Origin of the sequence: Kosakonia radicincitans DSM 16656, from assembly GCF_000280495.2 — a bacterium.
GTDB classification, from domain to species: domain Bacteria; phylum Pseudomonadota; class Gammaproteobacteria; order Enterobacterales; family Enterobacteriaceae; genus Kosakonia; species Kosakonia radicincitans.
The window spans coordinates 3,811,794-3,826,808 of the sequence record NZ_CP018016.1; the positions used below are offsets into that span (position 1 = coordinate 3,811,794).

Consider the following 15,015-nt stretch of genomic DNA (forward strand, 5'->3'; position numbering starts at 1 on the left):
CTTATGAACGGGCGCCTCTACTCAACCAGAGCAGGCCATGGCAGGCAGCGATATTTGTGCTTCTGGTTGTTGCTTGTGTTTCTTTTTTCTCCCGGCGGATTGGCGGCGAGATGGGATTTCAATGCCATTAATTCCCGCACGCACCAGTTATATGGCACAGCGACGCCAGCAGCTCAGCAACGGATTGATCAATGGGCAATATTGGTGAATAACCCGCCGCAGGAATCGATTAAAGGAAAGTTAAATCGTGTGAACCAGTTTTTTAATCAACGCATGCTTTTTCGCGATGACAAGCTGGTCTGGGGAACGGAAGACTACTGGGCAACACCGATTGAATTTTTACGTAAAGGTGAAGGCGACTGCGAGGATTATGCATTAGCCAAATATTTCACATTGCGCGAAATTGGCGTGCCTGCCAGCCAGTTACGCATCACCTATGTCAAAGCAGTAAAACTGAACCAGGCGCATATGGTGGTGACGTGGTATGCCACGCCGGATGCGATCCCGTTGGTACTGGATAATTTGAATACCGCAATTTTACCGGCCACGCAGCGTCCGGATCTTCTGCCGGTTTATGCATTTAACGGCGAGGGGCTATGGCTGCCAAGAGCCGGGGGAAATAAACGTGTCGGCGACAGTAAGCGCTTATCCCGCTGGCAGGAGCTTCTCACAAGAATGCGGGCGGAAGGATTTGTCATTCAAGAATAGGAGATTGCCATGTCATTGTATAAGCAGCTACTGATCGGCATCTGTCTGTTTACATTGGTTCTTTTATGCGGAAATTACGTGATCACGCTTGAAAGCTCACGTGAGCAATACAGTAATCAGCTGAACTCGCACGCTCAGGATGCCGCGACCGCGCTGGGCGTTGCACTGACCGGCCATATTGACGACCCGGCAGTGATCGAGCTGATGGTAGATTCCATTTTTGACAGCGGTTATTTCTACAGCATTCGCCTGGTCGATGTGAAGAGTGGTAAGACGTTAATTGAGCGAAAAGGCACGCCGCAAAGTGCGAATGTTCCCCAGTGGTTCGCACATCTCGTGAGACTGCGGCCAGGCGTGGGCGATGCCATTGTGATGAATGGCTGGATTCAGGCAGCACGTGTTGAAGTGGTCAGCCATCAGATGTTTTCTGTGGCCCGGTTATGGAACAATATGGTCGCCAGTTTCCTGTGGTTGAGCCTGTGCAGTTTGCTGTGCATCCTGTGCGCGATGTTCATGTTGCACCGCAGCCTGCGCCCCTTGAATAACGTTGTTGAGCAGGCTCGCTCCATCTGCCACCGCGAGTTTCGCAAAGTCACCGATGTACCTAAAACGCCGGAGCTGATGCGCGTTGTCGAAGCCAGCAACATGATGGTTTCGCAACTGAAAGCCCTGTTTCATGAGCAAGCAGAACGCACCGAATCTCTGCGTGAAGCCGCCTATCGCGATAGCCTGACGGAACTCAATAACCGCCGCGCGTTTGATATCAAACTGCAATCACTGCTGAGCGACGAAGAGAGCAAAGAAGGGAACCTTATTTTACTGCGAGTGCAGGATCTTATCGGGTTGAATCAGCGCATCGGCGCAGAAAAAGCCGATGAACTACTGAAATCTATTGCCACTATTTTGCGCGAACTACAGAAACGCTTCCTGCGCAACGAGGGTTTTCTCGCCCGCATTCGCGGCAGTGAATTTGCTCTCCTGACCGGCGAGTTTCTTCCGCCAGAACTGGAAAACACGTTGTCCAGGCGGCTGAAAGCGCTTAACGACACGGGGATGAGCGATACCTCGCCCGTCGCCTATTTCACGCATGTTACGTTTCGCATGGGTGACACGCCACAGGCGGTGCTGACGCAGGCCGATCACGCGCTGGCGGAGGCCGAAACGGAGAAACATTACGCCGCCGAACCGTGGATAACAGCAACGGGATACAGTGAGGAGAACCATCACCAGTGGCTTAGCAAACTCGAAAAAGTATTGAATGCAGAAAAGTTTATCCTTTACGCGCAGCCGGTATTTTCCTGTCACGATCAACAGCGCATTTTGCACTATAAAGTGCTGGCGCGAATAAAAGAGGATAATGGCGAATTAACGCCTGCCGGACATTTCATGCCCTGGATTCATCGGTTTTCACTTAGCTTTCGTATGGATTTAGTCATGCTTAAGCAAATACTGCGTGAAATGACAAATATCCCCTACCCTTTAGCGCTGAGCATCAGCGGTGAAAGCGTAGCGAATGACGAAAAACTGGATGCGATATTACAGCTGTTAAAAAATGCGCCAAATCAGGCCAGTAGCTTAACACTCGAACTGGATGAAAATGAATTGCCCCATGCCGAACGCGTCAATGAACTGGTTAATAAACTTAAAGCCGTGGGTTGCCATCTGGGTATTCAGCATTTTGGCGGTAGATTCAATTTGATAGGTAATTTACCTCAATGGGGGCTGGCCTGGATAAAAGTGGACGGCGCCTATATTCATCTTATTGATACAGAAGAAGACAAGAGAATTTTTATTGAAGCGATGTACTGGGCAACCCGGCAAATTGATCTTCCGCTTATTGCTGAGCGAGTGGAAACATCCGGAGAATTAGCGATACTCAATAAAATAGGTCTCTACGGGGCAATGGGGCGTTACTTCGGCGATCCCGGTTTATTGTCGAAACAATAAGTTAATAGTCACATCATAAATACAACAGGAGTTAAGCATGCATTACATTGAACGCGATGCTGAAGGACGAATTACACGAGTCGAATCCTCGCCATTTGCGGGGATGGTAGAACAGCGTGAAGAAGATACTCAAGAAATCACCGAATGGATTCGTATACATGCCATGCATCAGGAGACGCTTAAACGGCTCCAGCAAAGCGATCTTGAAATGGTTCGTGTGCTGGAGGATCTTATTGAAGTATTGATGAGTAAAGGAATTATTAGTATTACCGATCTGCCGCAAGCCGCGCAAAGCAAACTGATTAATCGCACGCAAGCGCGACTTACACTCAGCGGGCTGGAACGTTTAATCGATGATGAAGATGAGGGGATCTTCTGAATTACTTTTCACTTTCGGAATAATCATCAACTTATAATAAATACTATTTTTTAGGAAAAATCACATAACTTTTAAATAACATTTCTTTTTTATCTTAGGAATAATCACGAACCTTAAAATAAGATGACCCTTAGGAAAAATCACATTTCCTTAGAAATCATGTTGATTTTATTTTAGGAAAAATCACCACCTTTAAAACAACGCTTTAAAAATAATAATTCCGATACCGAATATAATTATCCGGGCATCGATTATTTAATTTAACAAATGCATTTCTGATTATTCAGCGGCAAATATCTGACGTATTTAAGAGGCTAATTTATATGAGTGTCGGGGTCGTAAAAACAGTTATAGGACAAGTCTTTGCGACCTCCCCTGATGGAAGCAGACATCTGCTGGTTGAAGGCGACACAATCCAGGAAGGAGAGCAAATAGATACGGGTGCCGCAGGTGCCATTTCGATTACCTTATACGATGGAAAAACCCTCGATTTGGGCCGTGATACCCATTGGGATAGCCACGACGTTGCTTTAACCGCGGACTCCGAAACCCCATCCACAGACGTTGAAGCCATCCAGCAGGCGATTGCCGCCGGGCAGGACCCGACGCAAACCCTTGAAGCACCTGCCGCAGGCCCGAATGCCAACGCCACACCCGCCGCGCCGGATGGCGGTGAGGAAGGCGGTAGCCACACTCAAGTCATCCTCGATCTTACCGGTGAGATCCTCGATCCCACCGCCGGATACCCCACTGCCGGAATTGATAATCCCGATGGCGACCTGCGTGAAGAATTAGGCCTTCCTGCATCCGAACAAGGCCCCGAAATCGCTGGCGCGAATGCAGATGCGGATGCTGACTCCGATGCTGATGCTGATGCCGACGCGGATGCCAATGCGGATGCCGATGCGGATTCCGACGCTGATGCCGACGCCGATGCGGACGCGGATTCTGACACGGATGCCGATGCAGATTCGGACGCCGATGCTGATGCGGATGCGGATGCGGATGCAGATTCGGACGCCGATGCCGATGCAGACGCCGACTCCGATGCTGATGCGGATGCGGATGCGGATGCGGATGCGGATGCGGATGCGGATTCAGATGCAGATTCGGACGCCGATGCAGACGCCGATGCAGACGCCGATGCTGATGCTGATGCTGATGCTGATGCTGATGCTGATGCTGATGCTGATGCTGATGCTGATGCTGATGCAGATTCCGACGCGGATGCTGATTCTGATGCGGATTCCGACGCTGACTCGGATGCGGACGCCGATTCTGACGCTGATGCGGATGCAGATGCTGATGCGGACGCGGATGCCGACTCCGACGCCGATGCCGATACCGATGCTGATTCGGATGCCGACGCGGATGCAGATGCGGATGCAGACTCTGATGCTGACTCCGACTCGGATGCGGACGCTGATGCCGATGCGGACTCCGATGCAGATTCCGACGCGGACTCTGATGCCGATGCAGACGCCGATTCCGATGCTGATGCCGATGCCGACGCGGATACTGATGCGGACACCGACGCGGATGCTGATGCGGATGCGGACTCCGATTCCGACGCCGATTCCGATGCGGATGCCGACGCAGACGCTGATGCAGACACTGATGCCGATGCGGACTCCGATGCCGATGCAGACGCCGACGCCGACGCAGATGCAGATGCAGATGCAGATGCAGATGCGGACGCTGATGCTGATGCCGATGCCGATGCCGATTCCGACGCAGACACTGATGCAGATGCCGATGCGGATGCCGACGCAGACGCTGATGCAGACACTGATGCCGATGCGGACTCCGATGCCGATGCAGACGCCGACGCAGATGCAGATGCAGATGCAGATGCAGATGCCGACGCTGATGCCGATGCAGACTCCGACGCAGATGCTGATGCTGATGCTGATGCAGACGCTGATGCGGATGCAGATTCCGACGCGGATGCAGACGCAGATGCCGACGCTGATGCAGATGCGGACTCCGATGCGGATGCGGACGCCGATGCGGATTCTGATGCAGACTCCGACGCTGATGCAGACTCCGACGCCGACTCGGACGCAGATTCCGATGCCGACGCCGATGCTGACTCCGATGCCGATGCCGACGCGGATGCTGATGCAGATTCCGACGCCGACGCAGACGCCGATGCGGACTCTGACGCGGACGCGGATGCCGATTCAGACGCTGATGCGGATGCAGACGCCGACGCAGACGCAGACGCAGACGCCGATGCCGACTCTGATGCAGATTCGGATGCCGACGCTGATTCGGATACCGATGCAGATGCGGACTCCGATGCCGACGCGGATGCGGATGCAGATGCCGATGCGGATTCGGACGCGGATGCCGATGCGGACGCGGACGCGGATGCCGACGCAGATGCAGATGCAGACGCGGATGCAGATGCGGACGCTGATGCGGATGCTGACTCCGACGCGGACGCGGATGCAGACGCAGATGCAGATTCCGATGCAGATGCAGATGCAGATGCAGATGCAGATGCAGATGCAGACGCCGATTCTGACGCAGACTCTGATGCGGATGCGGACTCTGACGCGGATGCCGATGCCGATGCGGATGCGGATTCTGACGCAGATGCTGATGCGGATTCCGACGCCGATGCGGATTCTGATGCAGACTCCGACGCTGATGCAGACTCCGACGCCGACTCGGACGCAGATTCCGATGCCGACGCCGATGCTGACTCCGATGCCGATGCCGACGCGGATGCTGATGCAGATTCCGACGCCGACGCAGACGCCGATGCGGACTCTGACGCGGACGCGGATGCCGATTCAGACGCTGATGCGGATGCAGACGCCGACGCAGACGCAGACGCAGACGCCGATGCCGACTCTGATGCAGATTCGGATGCCGACGCTGATTCGGATACCGATGCAGATGCGGATTCCGACGCTGACTCGGATGCGGACGCCGATTCCGATGCTGATTCTGACGCCGATGCGGATTCTGACGCTGATGCGGATGCGGACTCCGATGCAGATTCGGATGCGGATGCAGATGCAGACGCCGATTCCGACGCTGATGCGGATGCCGATTCTGACGCTGATGCTGACTCGGATGCCGACGCTGACTCGGATGCCGATGCGGATGCGGATGCCGATTCTGATGCGGATTCCGACGCCGATGCGGATTCTGATGCAGACTCCGATGCCGACGCGGATGCGGATGCAGATGCCGATGCGGATTCGGACGCAGACGCAGACTCCGACGCAGATGCAGACTCCGACGCAGATGCTGATTCTGATGCGGATTCCGATGCTGATGCAGACTCGGATGCAGATTCTGACGCCGATGCCGACTCCGACGCGGATGCGGATGCCGATGCGGACTCCGACGCGGATTCTGATGCAGACGCGGATGCTGATGCGGATGCCGATGCGGATGCAGATTCTGACGCCGACGCGGATTCGGACGCCGACGCCGATGCGGATTCGGACGCCGACGCCGATGCGGATTCGGACGCCGATGCCGACTCCGACGCTGATGCGGATGCCGATGCGGATGCAGATGCAGATGCAGATGCAGATTCCGACGCCGATGCCGATACCGACGCTGATTCAGATGCCGACGCTGACTCGGATGCGGATGCGGATGCGGATTCCGACGCGGATGCTGATGCTGATGCTGATGCAGACGCCGACTCCGATGCCGACGCAGACGCAGACGCTGATGCGGACTCCGATGCAGATTCGGATGCCGATGCGGATGCGGATGCTGATTCGGACGCCGATGCCGATTCTGACGCGGATGCTGATGCAGACTCCGACGCGGATGCGGATTCTGACGCAGACTCCGACGCCGATGCCGATGCGGACTCCGATGCTGATCACCCTTCTGATTCAGGCAGCGATTCGGATGTGCATCTGACTGTAACGGTGACGCCGGGCAGCAGTACGGATAATTCGTCTGACAATGACGTCATTCATATTAATGGCGGCAGCGGCAATCCAGATGGTTATGACATACAGAATGGCGTGATTGTTGCTATCGGCGACAACGTGCAGATCTGGCTGACGCCGGACAGCCCGGACGGCGCAATTCAGGGGGATTTTGTTCCCAAATGCAGCGATCCGAGTCAGATTCACTATTACGACAGCAACGGTAACGTGAACGGCAGCTCAGCCGGTCATACCGATATTTTTGTGGTGGGCGATCATACCGGCGGCTACTACCAGCAGGGTGACTGGTCGAACGATCACTATGATTTCCGTCCAGTCAATAATATTACCGGCAACCAGGGTGTACCTGAGGGCGAAGCGGGCAAAGACTATATTTTTGTTAACGGTGACAGTTCGAATTACAACGTAACGGGCGTCGATCACCCGGATAACCATCAGAACAACTCCGTTGATAACGTACAGATCACCAATACGGAAAATGGCTCGCACCCGATCGGTAATGCGAACGGTGTCGAAGGCATTATCTTTGGCGATGGCCCCTCTTCCAGTCTGGGCGGCTCTACGGATGTGACGCACTCCGTAACGCTGAACGTCGATGTGGATCTGCAAAGTTCCGACAGCAGCGATCATCTGCACTCGATCACGATCAATGGTCTTCCGGAAGGGGCTCAATTTGGCGGCGAATATACCAGCGTCACCTACGATCCTGAGCATGGCAGCTACACGCTGACGTTTGATGACAGCACTACCCATTACGACGGGCAGGTAACGGTTACCCTGCCGGATGGTGCAAGCAATCTCGGCGAGATAACCATAGATGTCGGCTCCACGGCATCTGATCATATCGATCACGACTTCACCTTCGATGGCGAAGAAGGCGGGCAATTGACCAGCGGCACGGAGAGCGCGTCGGCTGATACCCTGCATCCAGTCTCAGAAAGCGTGGCTACAGATGTCACGCATGATGAAGCACACGCTACCACAACGGATGATTCCGGCACGACAGCGACGGATGACGCCAGCGCCGTAACCGCTGATGATGCAGGCACAACCACGGCTGAAGAGACTGCCAGCGACGCAGCCGCAGCGCAGCCCGATACGGCAGCAAGCAGCGATAGCAGCGCTCAGGCGGTGCCAGTCGCAGACGTGACCGTGACCAGTATCGAAGCCGTTGATGTTCATCTCACGGTAGGCGTTACTCCGGGTAGCCAGTCGGAAGAGGCTTCTGATAACAACGTGATGCATATCAACGGCGGTAGTGAAGATCCGAACGGCTACGATGTGCAGAATGGCGTCATTATCGCGATTGGCGACAACGTGCAAATCTGGCTGACGCCAGACAGCCCGGACGGCGCGATTAAAGGCGATCACGTTCCGGAATGCAGTAATCCGGGTCAGATTCACTATTACGACAGCAACGGTAACGTGAACGGCAGTTCGGCCGGTCATACCGATATCTTCGTGGTGGGCGATCACACTGGCGGCTACTACCAGCAGGGTGACTGGTCGAATGATCACTATGATTTCAGGCCAGTACATAACATTACCGGCAATCATGGTGTGGCTGAGGGCAGCGCTGGCAAAGACTATATCTTTGTTAACGGTGACAGCGCGAATTACAACGTTTCCGGCGTCGATCACCCGGCAAATCACCAGAACAACTCCATCGATAACCTGCAAATTACCAATACCGAAAATGGCTCGCACCCGATCGGGAATGCGAACGGTATTGAAGGCGTTATCTTCGGTGACGGCCCCTCTTCCAGCCTGGGCGGCTCGACGGAGGTTACGCACTCCGTAACGCTGAAAGTCGACGTGGATCTGGAAAGTTCGGACAGCAACGATCATCTGACGTCGATCACCCTTAACGGGCTTCCGGAAGGCGCTGAGTTTAGCGGTGAATATACCGACGTCAGCTATGACGGCGACAAAGGGTCGTACACCCTGACCTTTGACGAGCATGCCACCCATTACGATGGGCAGATTTCCGTCGACCTCCCGGAAGGCCAGCATGATATCGGTGATATCTCAATGGAGGTGAACTCTACCGCCTCTGAGCATCACGATACTGACTTTAGCTTCAATGCCGGGGAAGGCGGGCAATTCGTCAGCGGAACCGACATGACCGACAGCGACGATCACCCTGCGGATGACGCCGCTGATAGCGCGCACATTGAAGCCACCAGCGCAGCAGTGGATGACCTCTCGCATGCCGATGCCGGTGATACCCACGCGAATACCGATGATACCCACACCGATGCCGGAGATGCACCTGCCGACGCAGAGACAGCCGCCGATACCGATGCGACGGCTGCCGATAACGCCAGTGCGCCATTACTGGTCGATAGCAGTGAGATCAGTCTGGACTTTGGCAGCAGCGAAGATGCCGAAGCGCACGACGACCAGAGTATATCGACAACGGATGCAGGTTCGCTGAATAACCTGCTGGAAGACGATGGTGAGCAGGCTGAGAACGACACGGGCGGGACAGCGGATCACGCAACGCAGCCTGACAACAGCAGCGCTTCGGGTGAAGGCAGCGAAACTGCCTCACAGGATAGCGGCGACAGCACCTCGCCAGGCCTTGACCAGGATCAGCAGATCAACTTCAGCGACATCATCCTTGATGGTGACGAACACCAGGATCTGGCAAGACTTATCCAGGGTGACAGCGCGCCAGCCACGCCAGTCGATCCCACGGAGGATACCGATCATCCCGCCCCTGCCGCACCTCCCGGTGAAGGCGGCGATGACGCGGGCAGTGGTGATGGAGGCAGTCACGATGACATGGATAACTTGATCGCCAAACCCGACAGCGATGGAGGCTGATGATTCAGCTCCCTTTTGCCCGGAATAAACCTCAACGCAGTACAAGGTGACATATGTTATATCGCAATACGCTGTTATTCGGAGTTGGGCTCTCGCTGCTTTTACTGAAAAGCGCGAACGCCACGACGCTTGAGCAAGCGGTGAAAGATGCCATCCTCTGGCATCCGGATGTGAGCGCTTCCAGTAATCGTCGCTATTCGGCGGAACAGGATCTGCGCGCAGCGCGTGGGGGATATTATCCCAGCGTGGAACTCTCTGCGGGAACGGGTTGGGAGCGAACGGATAACTCCACCACGCGCGCAGAGGGATACCATCGGCGCGATCTGCAACGCAACGAATCCAGCATTTCGGTGACGCAGAACCTGTTTAGTGGTTTTGCCACCCGTAGCGAAGTGGCCAGACAGACCGCCACGGTCAACTCCCGCGCCTGGACGGTACTGGACACCAGCGAAACGACGGCGCTGACGGCGATTCAGGCCTATCTGGATGTGCTGAGAGGTCGCCAGATGGTACTGCTGGCAGAAGATAACCTGAAAAACCACGAGCGTATTTTCGATCAAATTACCTTACGTACCGAGCAGGGCGTTGGCCGTCAGGCCGATTACGAACAAGCCGAAGCCCGACTGGCGCAGGCACGCAATAACCTGCTGACGGAACAGACCAACCTGGATGATTCGCTGGCGAATTATCAGAGCGTGGTTGGTAAAGAAGCCGATGATCTCACCCTTCCTGCAAAGTCGGCGATCCCTGACTCGCTGGAAGCGGCGCGAAAAGTGATGTTGCAAAACAGTCCATTACTGAAACAAGCCGATGAAGATGTGGAAGCCACACGGCAACAATATGAAGCGGCGAAGTCACGTTTTTACCCCAGCGTAAATCTGGAAGTGGCGCGCACAATGGATGACAACATTGACGGCACCCGGGGCCATAACCAGGAATGGCAGGCGATGGTGCGCATGAGTTACAACCTCTACAACGGCGGCAGTGATAAAGCGGCCTTAATGTCCGACGCTTACAAAATGAAGGAAGCGCAGGATGTCAAAAACAACGCCCTGCGCCAGCTTAACGAAGAGTTACGCCTCTCCTGGAACGCGTTACAGAACGCCGAGAAACAGGTTCCTATCGCCAAAGATTATGCAGATCGAAGCAAGACGGTTCGCACCGCTTATCAGGAGCAGTTCAGCTTAGGCGATCGGTCACTGCTGGATATGCTCGACAGCGAAAACGAAGTCTTCACCGCGCAACGCCGTTACGTTGAGCTGCAATTTATCGAGATGTTTACGACGTACCGTATCAACGCACGTACCGGAACATTACTCAAGACACTAAATATCCAGCCGCCCTCTTCGGCTCAGCCCGTTGACGAGTTGCAAACTTCAAAAGTCGAATTGCCGGAACTGAAGTAACAGTTCGGATTCAGGCAAGGGTATTTCAGGTGTTCCGGATGGAATATTCCCTTATTGGTTCTCCGCATAGCAGATTCACCGCTGGTTTGAGAGGTCAGAATATGACGCAACATGATGATTCTCAAGATAACACTGATTCGTCTAATGAGATTCTCAGGAGCGATCCACGACAGACACATGACGATCCTTTACTGGATTGCCTGATGATTGTCTGCACGCTGCACAACATTACTACGTCGCGTCACGCCTTAACGTCCGGGCTGCCGCTAAAAAACCATACGCTGATCCTCAGCATTTTTCCGCGCGCGGCGGCACGGGTCGATTTGAAAGCGAGAACGCTCCAGCGCCCGCTTCAGACTATCTCTTCCCACTCATTACCGGCGATCCTGCTGCTGAAAAACAACCAGGCTGCCGTGCTGGTCGCCTGGGACGGAGAAAAGGCGCGGCTGTTACCGAGTGAAACGGAAGGTGGGGAAATTACCCTGACGCGCGAAGAACTGGAGGAGGATTACAGCGGTGTCGCGATCTTTCTCCAGCCGCAGCATGAATACGATACACAAGCGACGGCGAAGATTCCGCGTACCAAAAACTGGTTCCAGGATACGCTGAAGCTCTCGAAGTTTCTCTATATCGATGCGGTGATTGCCAGTCTGCTGGTTAATATCATCGCACTGGCCGCTCCACTGTTCGTTATGAACGTCTATGATCGCGTCGTACCCAATCAGGCGACGGTGACGTTATGGGTGCTGGCAATTGGCATTACCATTGCCTACTTTTTTGATTTTATTCTGAAAATATTGCGCGGCATGTGTCTGGATCTGGCGGGTAAAAAAACGGATCTGATCGTTTCTGCGGCGCTATTTGAACGCATGCTGGGCATGAAGATGAAGCTTCGCCCGCCGCGCGTCGGAAGCTTTGCGCAAAATTTCCAGGAGTATCAGTCAGTGCGCGATTTTCTCTCCTCGCTGACGCTGACCGGGATGATCGACTTTCCTTTCACCCTGCTCATTGTACTGGTCATCGGCATCATCGGCGGCCCGCTGGTTTTTATTCCGCTGGTCGCCTACCCGGTTGCGTTGGTGGGTAACTGGCTGCTCCAGCGCCCGTTGATGTCCAGAGTCCAAAAAACGTTCCGCTTGTCCAGCGAGCGTCAGGCCATGCTGGTCGAAACCCTGACCGGGCTTGATGCCATCAAAGTGAATAACGCGCAAAGCGAACGCCAGTATCAGTGGGAACAGATTATTGGTCAGCTCAGTAAAATGGAATTGAAGGTGAAATCGCTCTCGTTCGTCGCGGTTAACTTTACCTCGTGGGTGCAGCAGGCCAGCGGAGTGGCGATTATCGTCGCCGGGGTTTATGTCATTATCAGCGGTAATCTCACCCAGGGCGGCCTGGTTGCCTGCTACTTACTGCATCGCCGCGCCATGATGCCTGTCGGACAGCTTTGCGGGCTGATTACCCGTTATCAACGGGCAAAAACCACCAAAGAAACCGTGGATCGCATGATGGATCTGGAGCAGGAGATCCACGACGATGAGGTTCCGTTAAAACGCGAGAAACTCTCTGGCGCGATTGAGTTCCGCGATGTCACGTTTCACTATCCATCCAATCAATATACATCGCTGAATAATATTTCTCTGACTATCAAGCCGGGCGAAAAAATCGGCATTATTGGCCGCAGCGGTTCCGGCAAAAGCTCGCTGGCAAAATTGCTGGTCGGCTTCTACCAGCCGGATGCAGGCAGCATATTGATTGACGATATCGATGCCCGGCAGTTGGATGTGCATGAGCTGCGCCACAACATTGGCTATGCGCCGCAGGATATTCATTTATTTAGCGGCACGTTGCGCGACAACTTGCTGTATGGCGCCAGCTATATGGATGAAGAAGCGATGCTGCAGGTGGCTACAATCACCGGCGTGCATGAGTTCGCGCGTCGCCATCCCTCCGGCTATAACATGCGCGTGGGAGAGCGTGGAATGAACCTTTCCGGCGGCCAGCGCCAGGCGGTGGCGCTGGCCCGCGCGCTGCTGCTCAATCCCCCCATTTTGTTGATGGATGAACCGACCAGCTCAATGGATAACACGAGCGAAGAACTGATCAAAAAAGCCTTGATGCCGGTGGTAGCCGATAAAACGCTGTTATTGGTGACCCACCGCGCTTCATTACTGTCACTGGTTGAACGACTCATCATTCTCGATAACGGCAAAATCATTGCCGATGGTCCGAAAGAGAGTGTGATGAGTGCTCTGAAAAAGGGGCAAATCCATGCGAATCGTTGACATGCTTAGCCGCCTGATGGGCTGGCTTTTCGGCGACAGAAAATCCAGCCCAATCGCCATTAATGAAGTCAATCAGGCGGTAATCGATGACTCACCGCGCGTTATGCGTATCACGCTGTGGGCAATATTTGCCTTTTTTATCTGCATGTTTTTCTGGTCGGCCCTCGCCGATATTGATGAAGTGGCGCGCGGAGAAGGCCGGGCGATTCCCTCTGCTCGTCTGCAAAAAATTCAAAACCTGGAGGGCGGGATTGTCGCTCAGGTCTACGTGCGCGATGGCGATATTGTGAATGCCGGTGCGCCGCTCATTCGGCTCGATGATACCCGTTTTCGTTCGAATGCCGAGGAAACCGGTGCCGATCGTTTGGCATTGCGGGCGCGCGTAGAGCGCCTGACAGCCCAGACGAATGGCGACACAACGCTGACGTTGTCACCCGATATTGTTAAAGATGCGCCGGATATCGCCAAAGGCGAAATGGAACTGTTTACCAGCATTAATAACCGCGTCAACAGCGCTATCGCGGGGCTGAATGAACAGCTGGTGCAAAAAAAACAGGAACTGCTTGATATGCAGGCCAAAGCCGGGCAGTACCGGAAAAGCCTGCAATTGTTGCAACAGGAGATCAGCCTTTCTGTCCCGTTAATCAGCAAAGGCGCGATCTCCCGCGTGGAAGTGTTGCGACTCCAGCGAACAGAAGTGGAGACGCGCGGGCAACTGGACACCACAACAGTGGCGATACCGGGTGCGGTAGCCGCGGTAAAAGAGATAGAAAGCAAAATCAAAGAGACGCTGGACAATACCCGCAGCGACGCACTCACTCAACTGAATCAGGCTCGTACCGATCTCAGCAAAGCCGAAGCAACCAACAAAGCGATTGAAGACCGGGTCAATCGCACCATGGTCGTCTCACCGGTACGGGGGATTGTGCAGCAGGTCATGGTCAACACCATTGGCGGCGTTATTCAGCCAGGAAATGATATGGTTGAAATCGTACCGCTGGATGACACATTGCTGATTGAGGCAAAAATTCGCCCGCAGGATATTGCCTTTATCCATCCGGGGCAGGAAGCGATGGTGAAATTCTCCGCTTACGATTACACCATTTACGGTGGTCTGCCTGCCAAACTGGTGCAGATAAGCCCGGATACGGTGACAGATAAGGATGGGAATAGTTTCTATGTTATTCGTCTGCGCACCGATAAAAACCATCTTGGCACTGACGATAAACCGTTATTAATCATTCCGGGTATGGTGGCTTCGGTCGATATTATTACGGGTAAGCGCACCATTCTTCAGTACCTGTTAAAACCGCTCTTGCGCGCCAGAGCAGATGCATTACATGAAAGGTAAAATCACGACGGGTGTCGCTGCGCCGCCACCCGTACACCATCGCCCGGCCCCATCAGATGATCTTTTATTGTGTTCTTCGAGCGAACAGCGCCCGCCGGGGATCTTCAATTTCAATAAGTTCCATTCGGCGCGTAAAACAAACGCCCGGTTAACCCTTTTATGCGGCCTTTTCGATAACCAGCAG

Annotated in this window: 7 protein-coding genes; all 7 read left to right on the forward strand. The window is 54.2% G+C overall.

Annotation, left to right across the window (positions count from 1 at the left end):
• Positions 1 to 3: 3 nt before the first annotated feature.
• The 7 genes from lapG to Y71_RS18460 all read left to right on the forward strand — a co-directional run bounded on the left by lapG (position 4) and on the right by Y71_RS18460 (position 14,831).
• Positions 4 to 708: a cysteine protease LapG gene (gene lapG, locus Y71_RS18430; RefSeq protein ID WP_035885902.1), complete on the forward strand. Its 705-nt coding sequence runs from the start codon at positions 4 to 6 to the stop codon at positions 706 to 708.
• A 9-nt stretch (positions 709 to 717) separates the two neighbouring features.
• Positions 718 to 2,655, forward strand: a complete 1,938-nt coding sequence (locus Y71_RS18435) for a bifunctional diguanylate cyclase/phosphodiesterase (RefSeq protein ID WP_007374040.1) — start codon at positions 718 to 720, stop codon at positions 2,653 to 2,655.
• A 37-nt stretch (positions 2,656 to 2,692) separates the two neighbouring features.
• Positions 2,693 to 3,034: a hypothetical protein gene (locus tag Y71_RS18440; protein WP_007374039.1), complete on the forward strand. Its 342-nt coding sequence runs from the start codon at positions 2,693 to 2,695 to the stop codon at positions 3,032 to 3,034.
• A 323-nt stretch (positions 3,035 to 3,357) separates the two neighbouring features.
• Positions 3,358 to 9,792, forward strand: a complete 6,435-nt coding sequence (locus Y71_RS30945; protein ID WP_194138578.1) for a hypothetical protein — start codon at positions 3,358 to 3,360, stop codon at positions 9,790 to 9,792.
• A gap of 53 nt (positions 9,793 to 9,845) precedes the next feature.
• Complete coding sequence (locus Y71_RS18450; protein WP_007374035.1) at positions 9,846 to 11,198, forward strand: TolC family outer membrane protein; 1,353 nt, start codon at positions 9,846 to 9,848, stop codon at positions 11,196 to 11,198.
• 101 nt (positions 11,199 to 11,299) lie between these two features.
• Positions 11,300 to 13,480 carry a type I secretion system permease/ATPase gene (locus Y71_RS18455; RefSeq protein ID WP_035943547.1) on the forward strand — a complete coding sequence of 727 codons (2,181 nt, stop codon included), beginning with the start codon at positions 11,300 to 11,302 and terminating at the stop codon, positions 13,478 to 13,480.
• On the forward strand, positions 13,467 to 14,831 hold the full coding sequence (locus Y71_RS18460; protein ID WP_035943230.1) for an HlyD family type I secretion periplasmic adaptor subunit: 1,365 nt from the start codon (positions 13,467 to 13,469) through the stop codon (positions 14,829 to 14,831). Before Y71_RS18455 ends, Y71_RS18460 begins: the two co-directional genes overlap by 14 nt.
• The last annotated feature ends 184 nt before the right edge of the window (positions 14,832 to 15,015 follow it).

What these genes read in the sequence shown, in the direction of transcription:
- lapG (WP_035885902.1), top strand. Translation starts at nt 4, where the DNA reads ATGAACGGGCGCCTCTACTCAACCAGAGCAGGCCATGGCAGGCAGCGA.
- Y71_RS18440 (WP_007374039.1), top strand. Translation starts at nt 2,693, where the DNA reads ATGCATTACATTGAACGCGATGCTGAAGGACGAATTACACGAGTCGAA.
- Y71_RS18460 (WP_035943230.1), top strand. Translation starts at nt 13,467, where the DNA reads ATGCGAATCGTTGACATGCTTAGCCGCCTGATGGGCTGGCTTTTCGGC.
- Y71_RS18450 (WP_007374035.1), top strand. Translation starts at nt 9,846, where the DNA reads ATGTTATATCGCAATACGCTGTTATTCGGAGTTGGGCTCTCGCTGCTT.
- Y71_RS30945 (WP_194138578.1), top strand. Translation starts at nt 3,358, where the DNA reads ATGAGTGTCGGGGTCGTAAAAACAGTTATAGGACAAGTCTTTGCGACC.
- Y71_RS18455 (WP_035943547.1), top strand. Translation starts at nt 11,300, where the DNA reads ATGACGCAACATGATGATTCTCAAGATAACACTGATTCGTCTAATGAG.
- Y71_RS18435 (WP_007374040.1), top strand. Translation starts at nt 718, where the DNA reads ATGTCATTGTATAAGCAGCTACTGATCGGCATCTGTCTGTTTACATTG.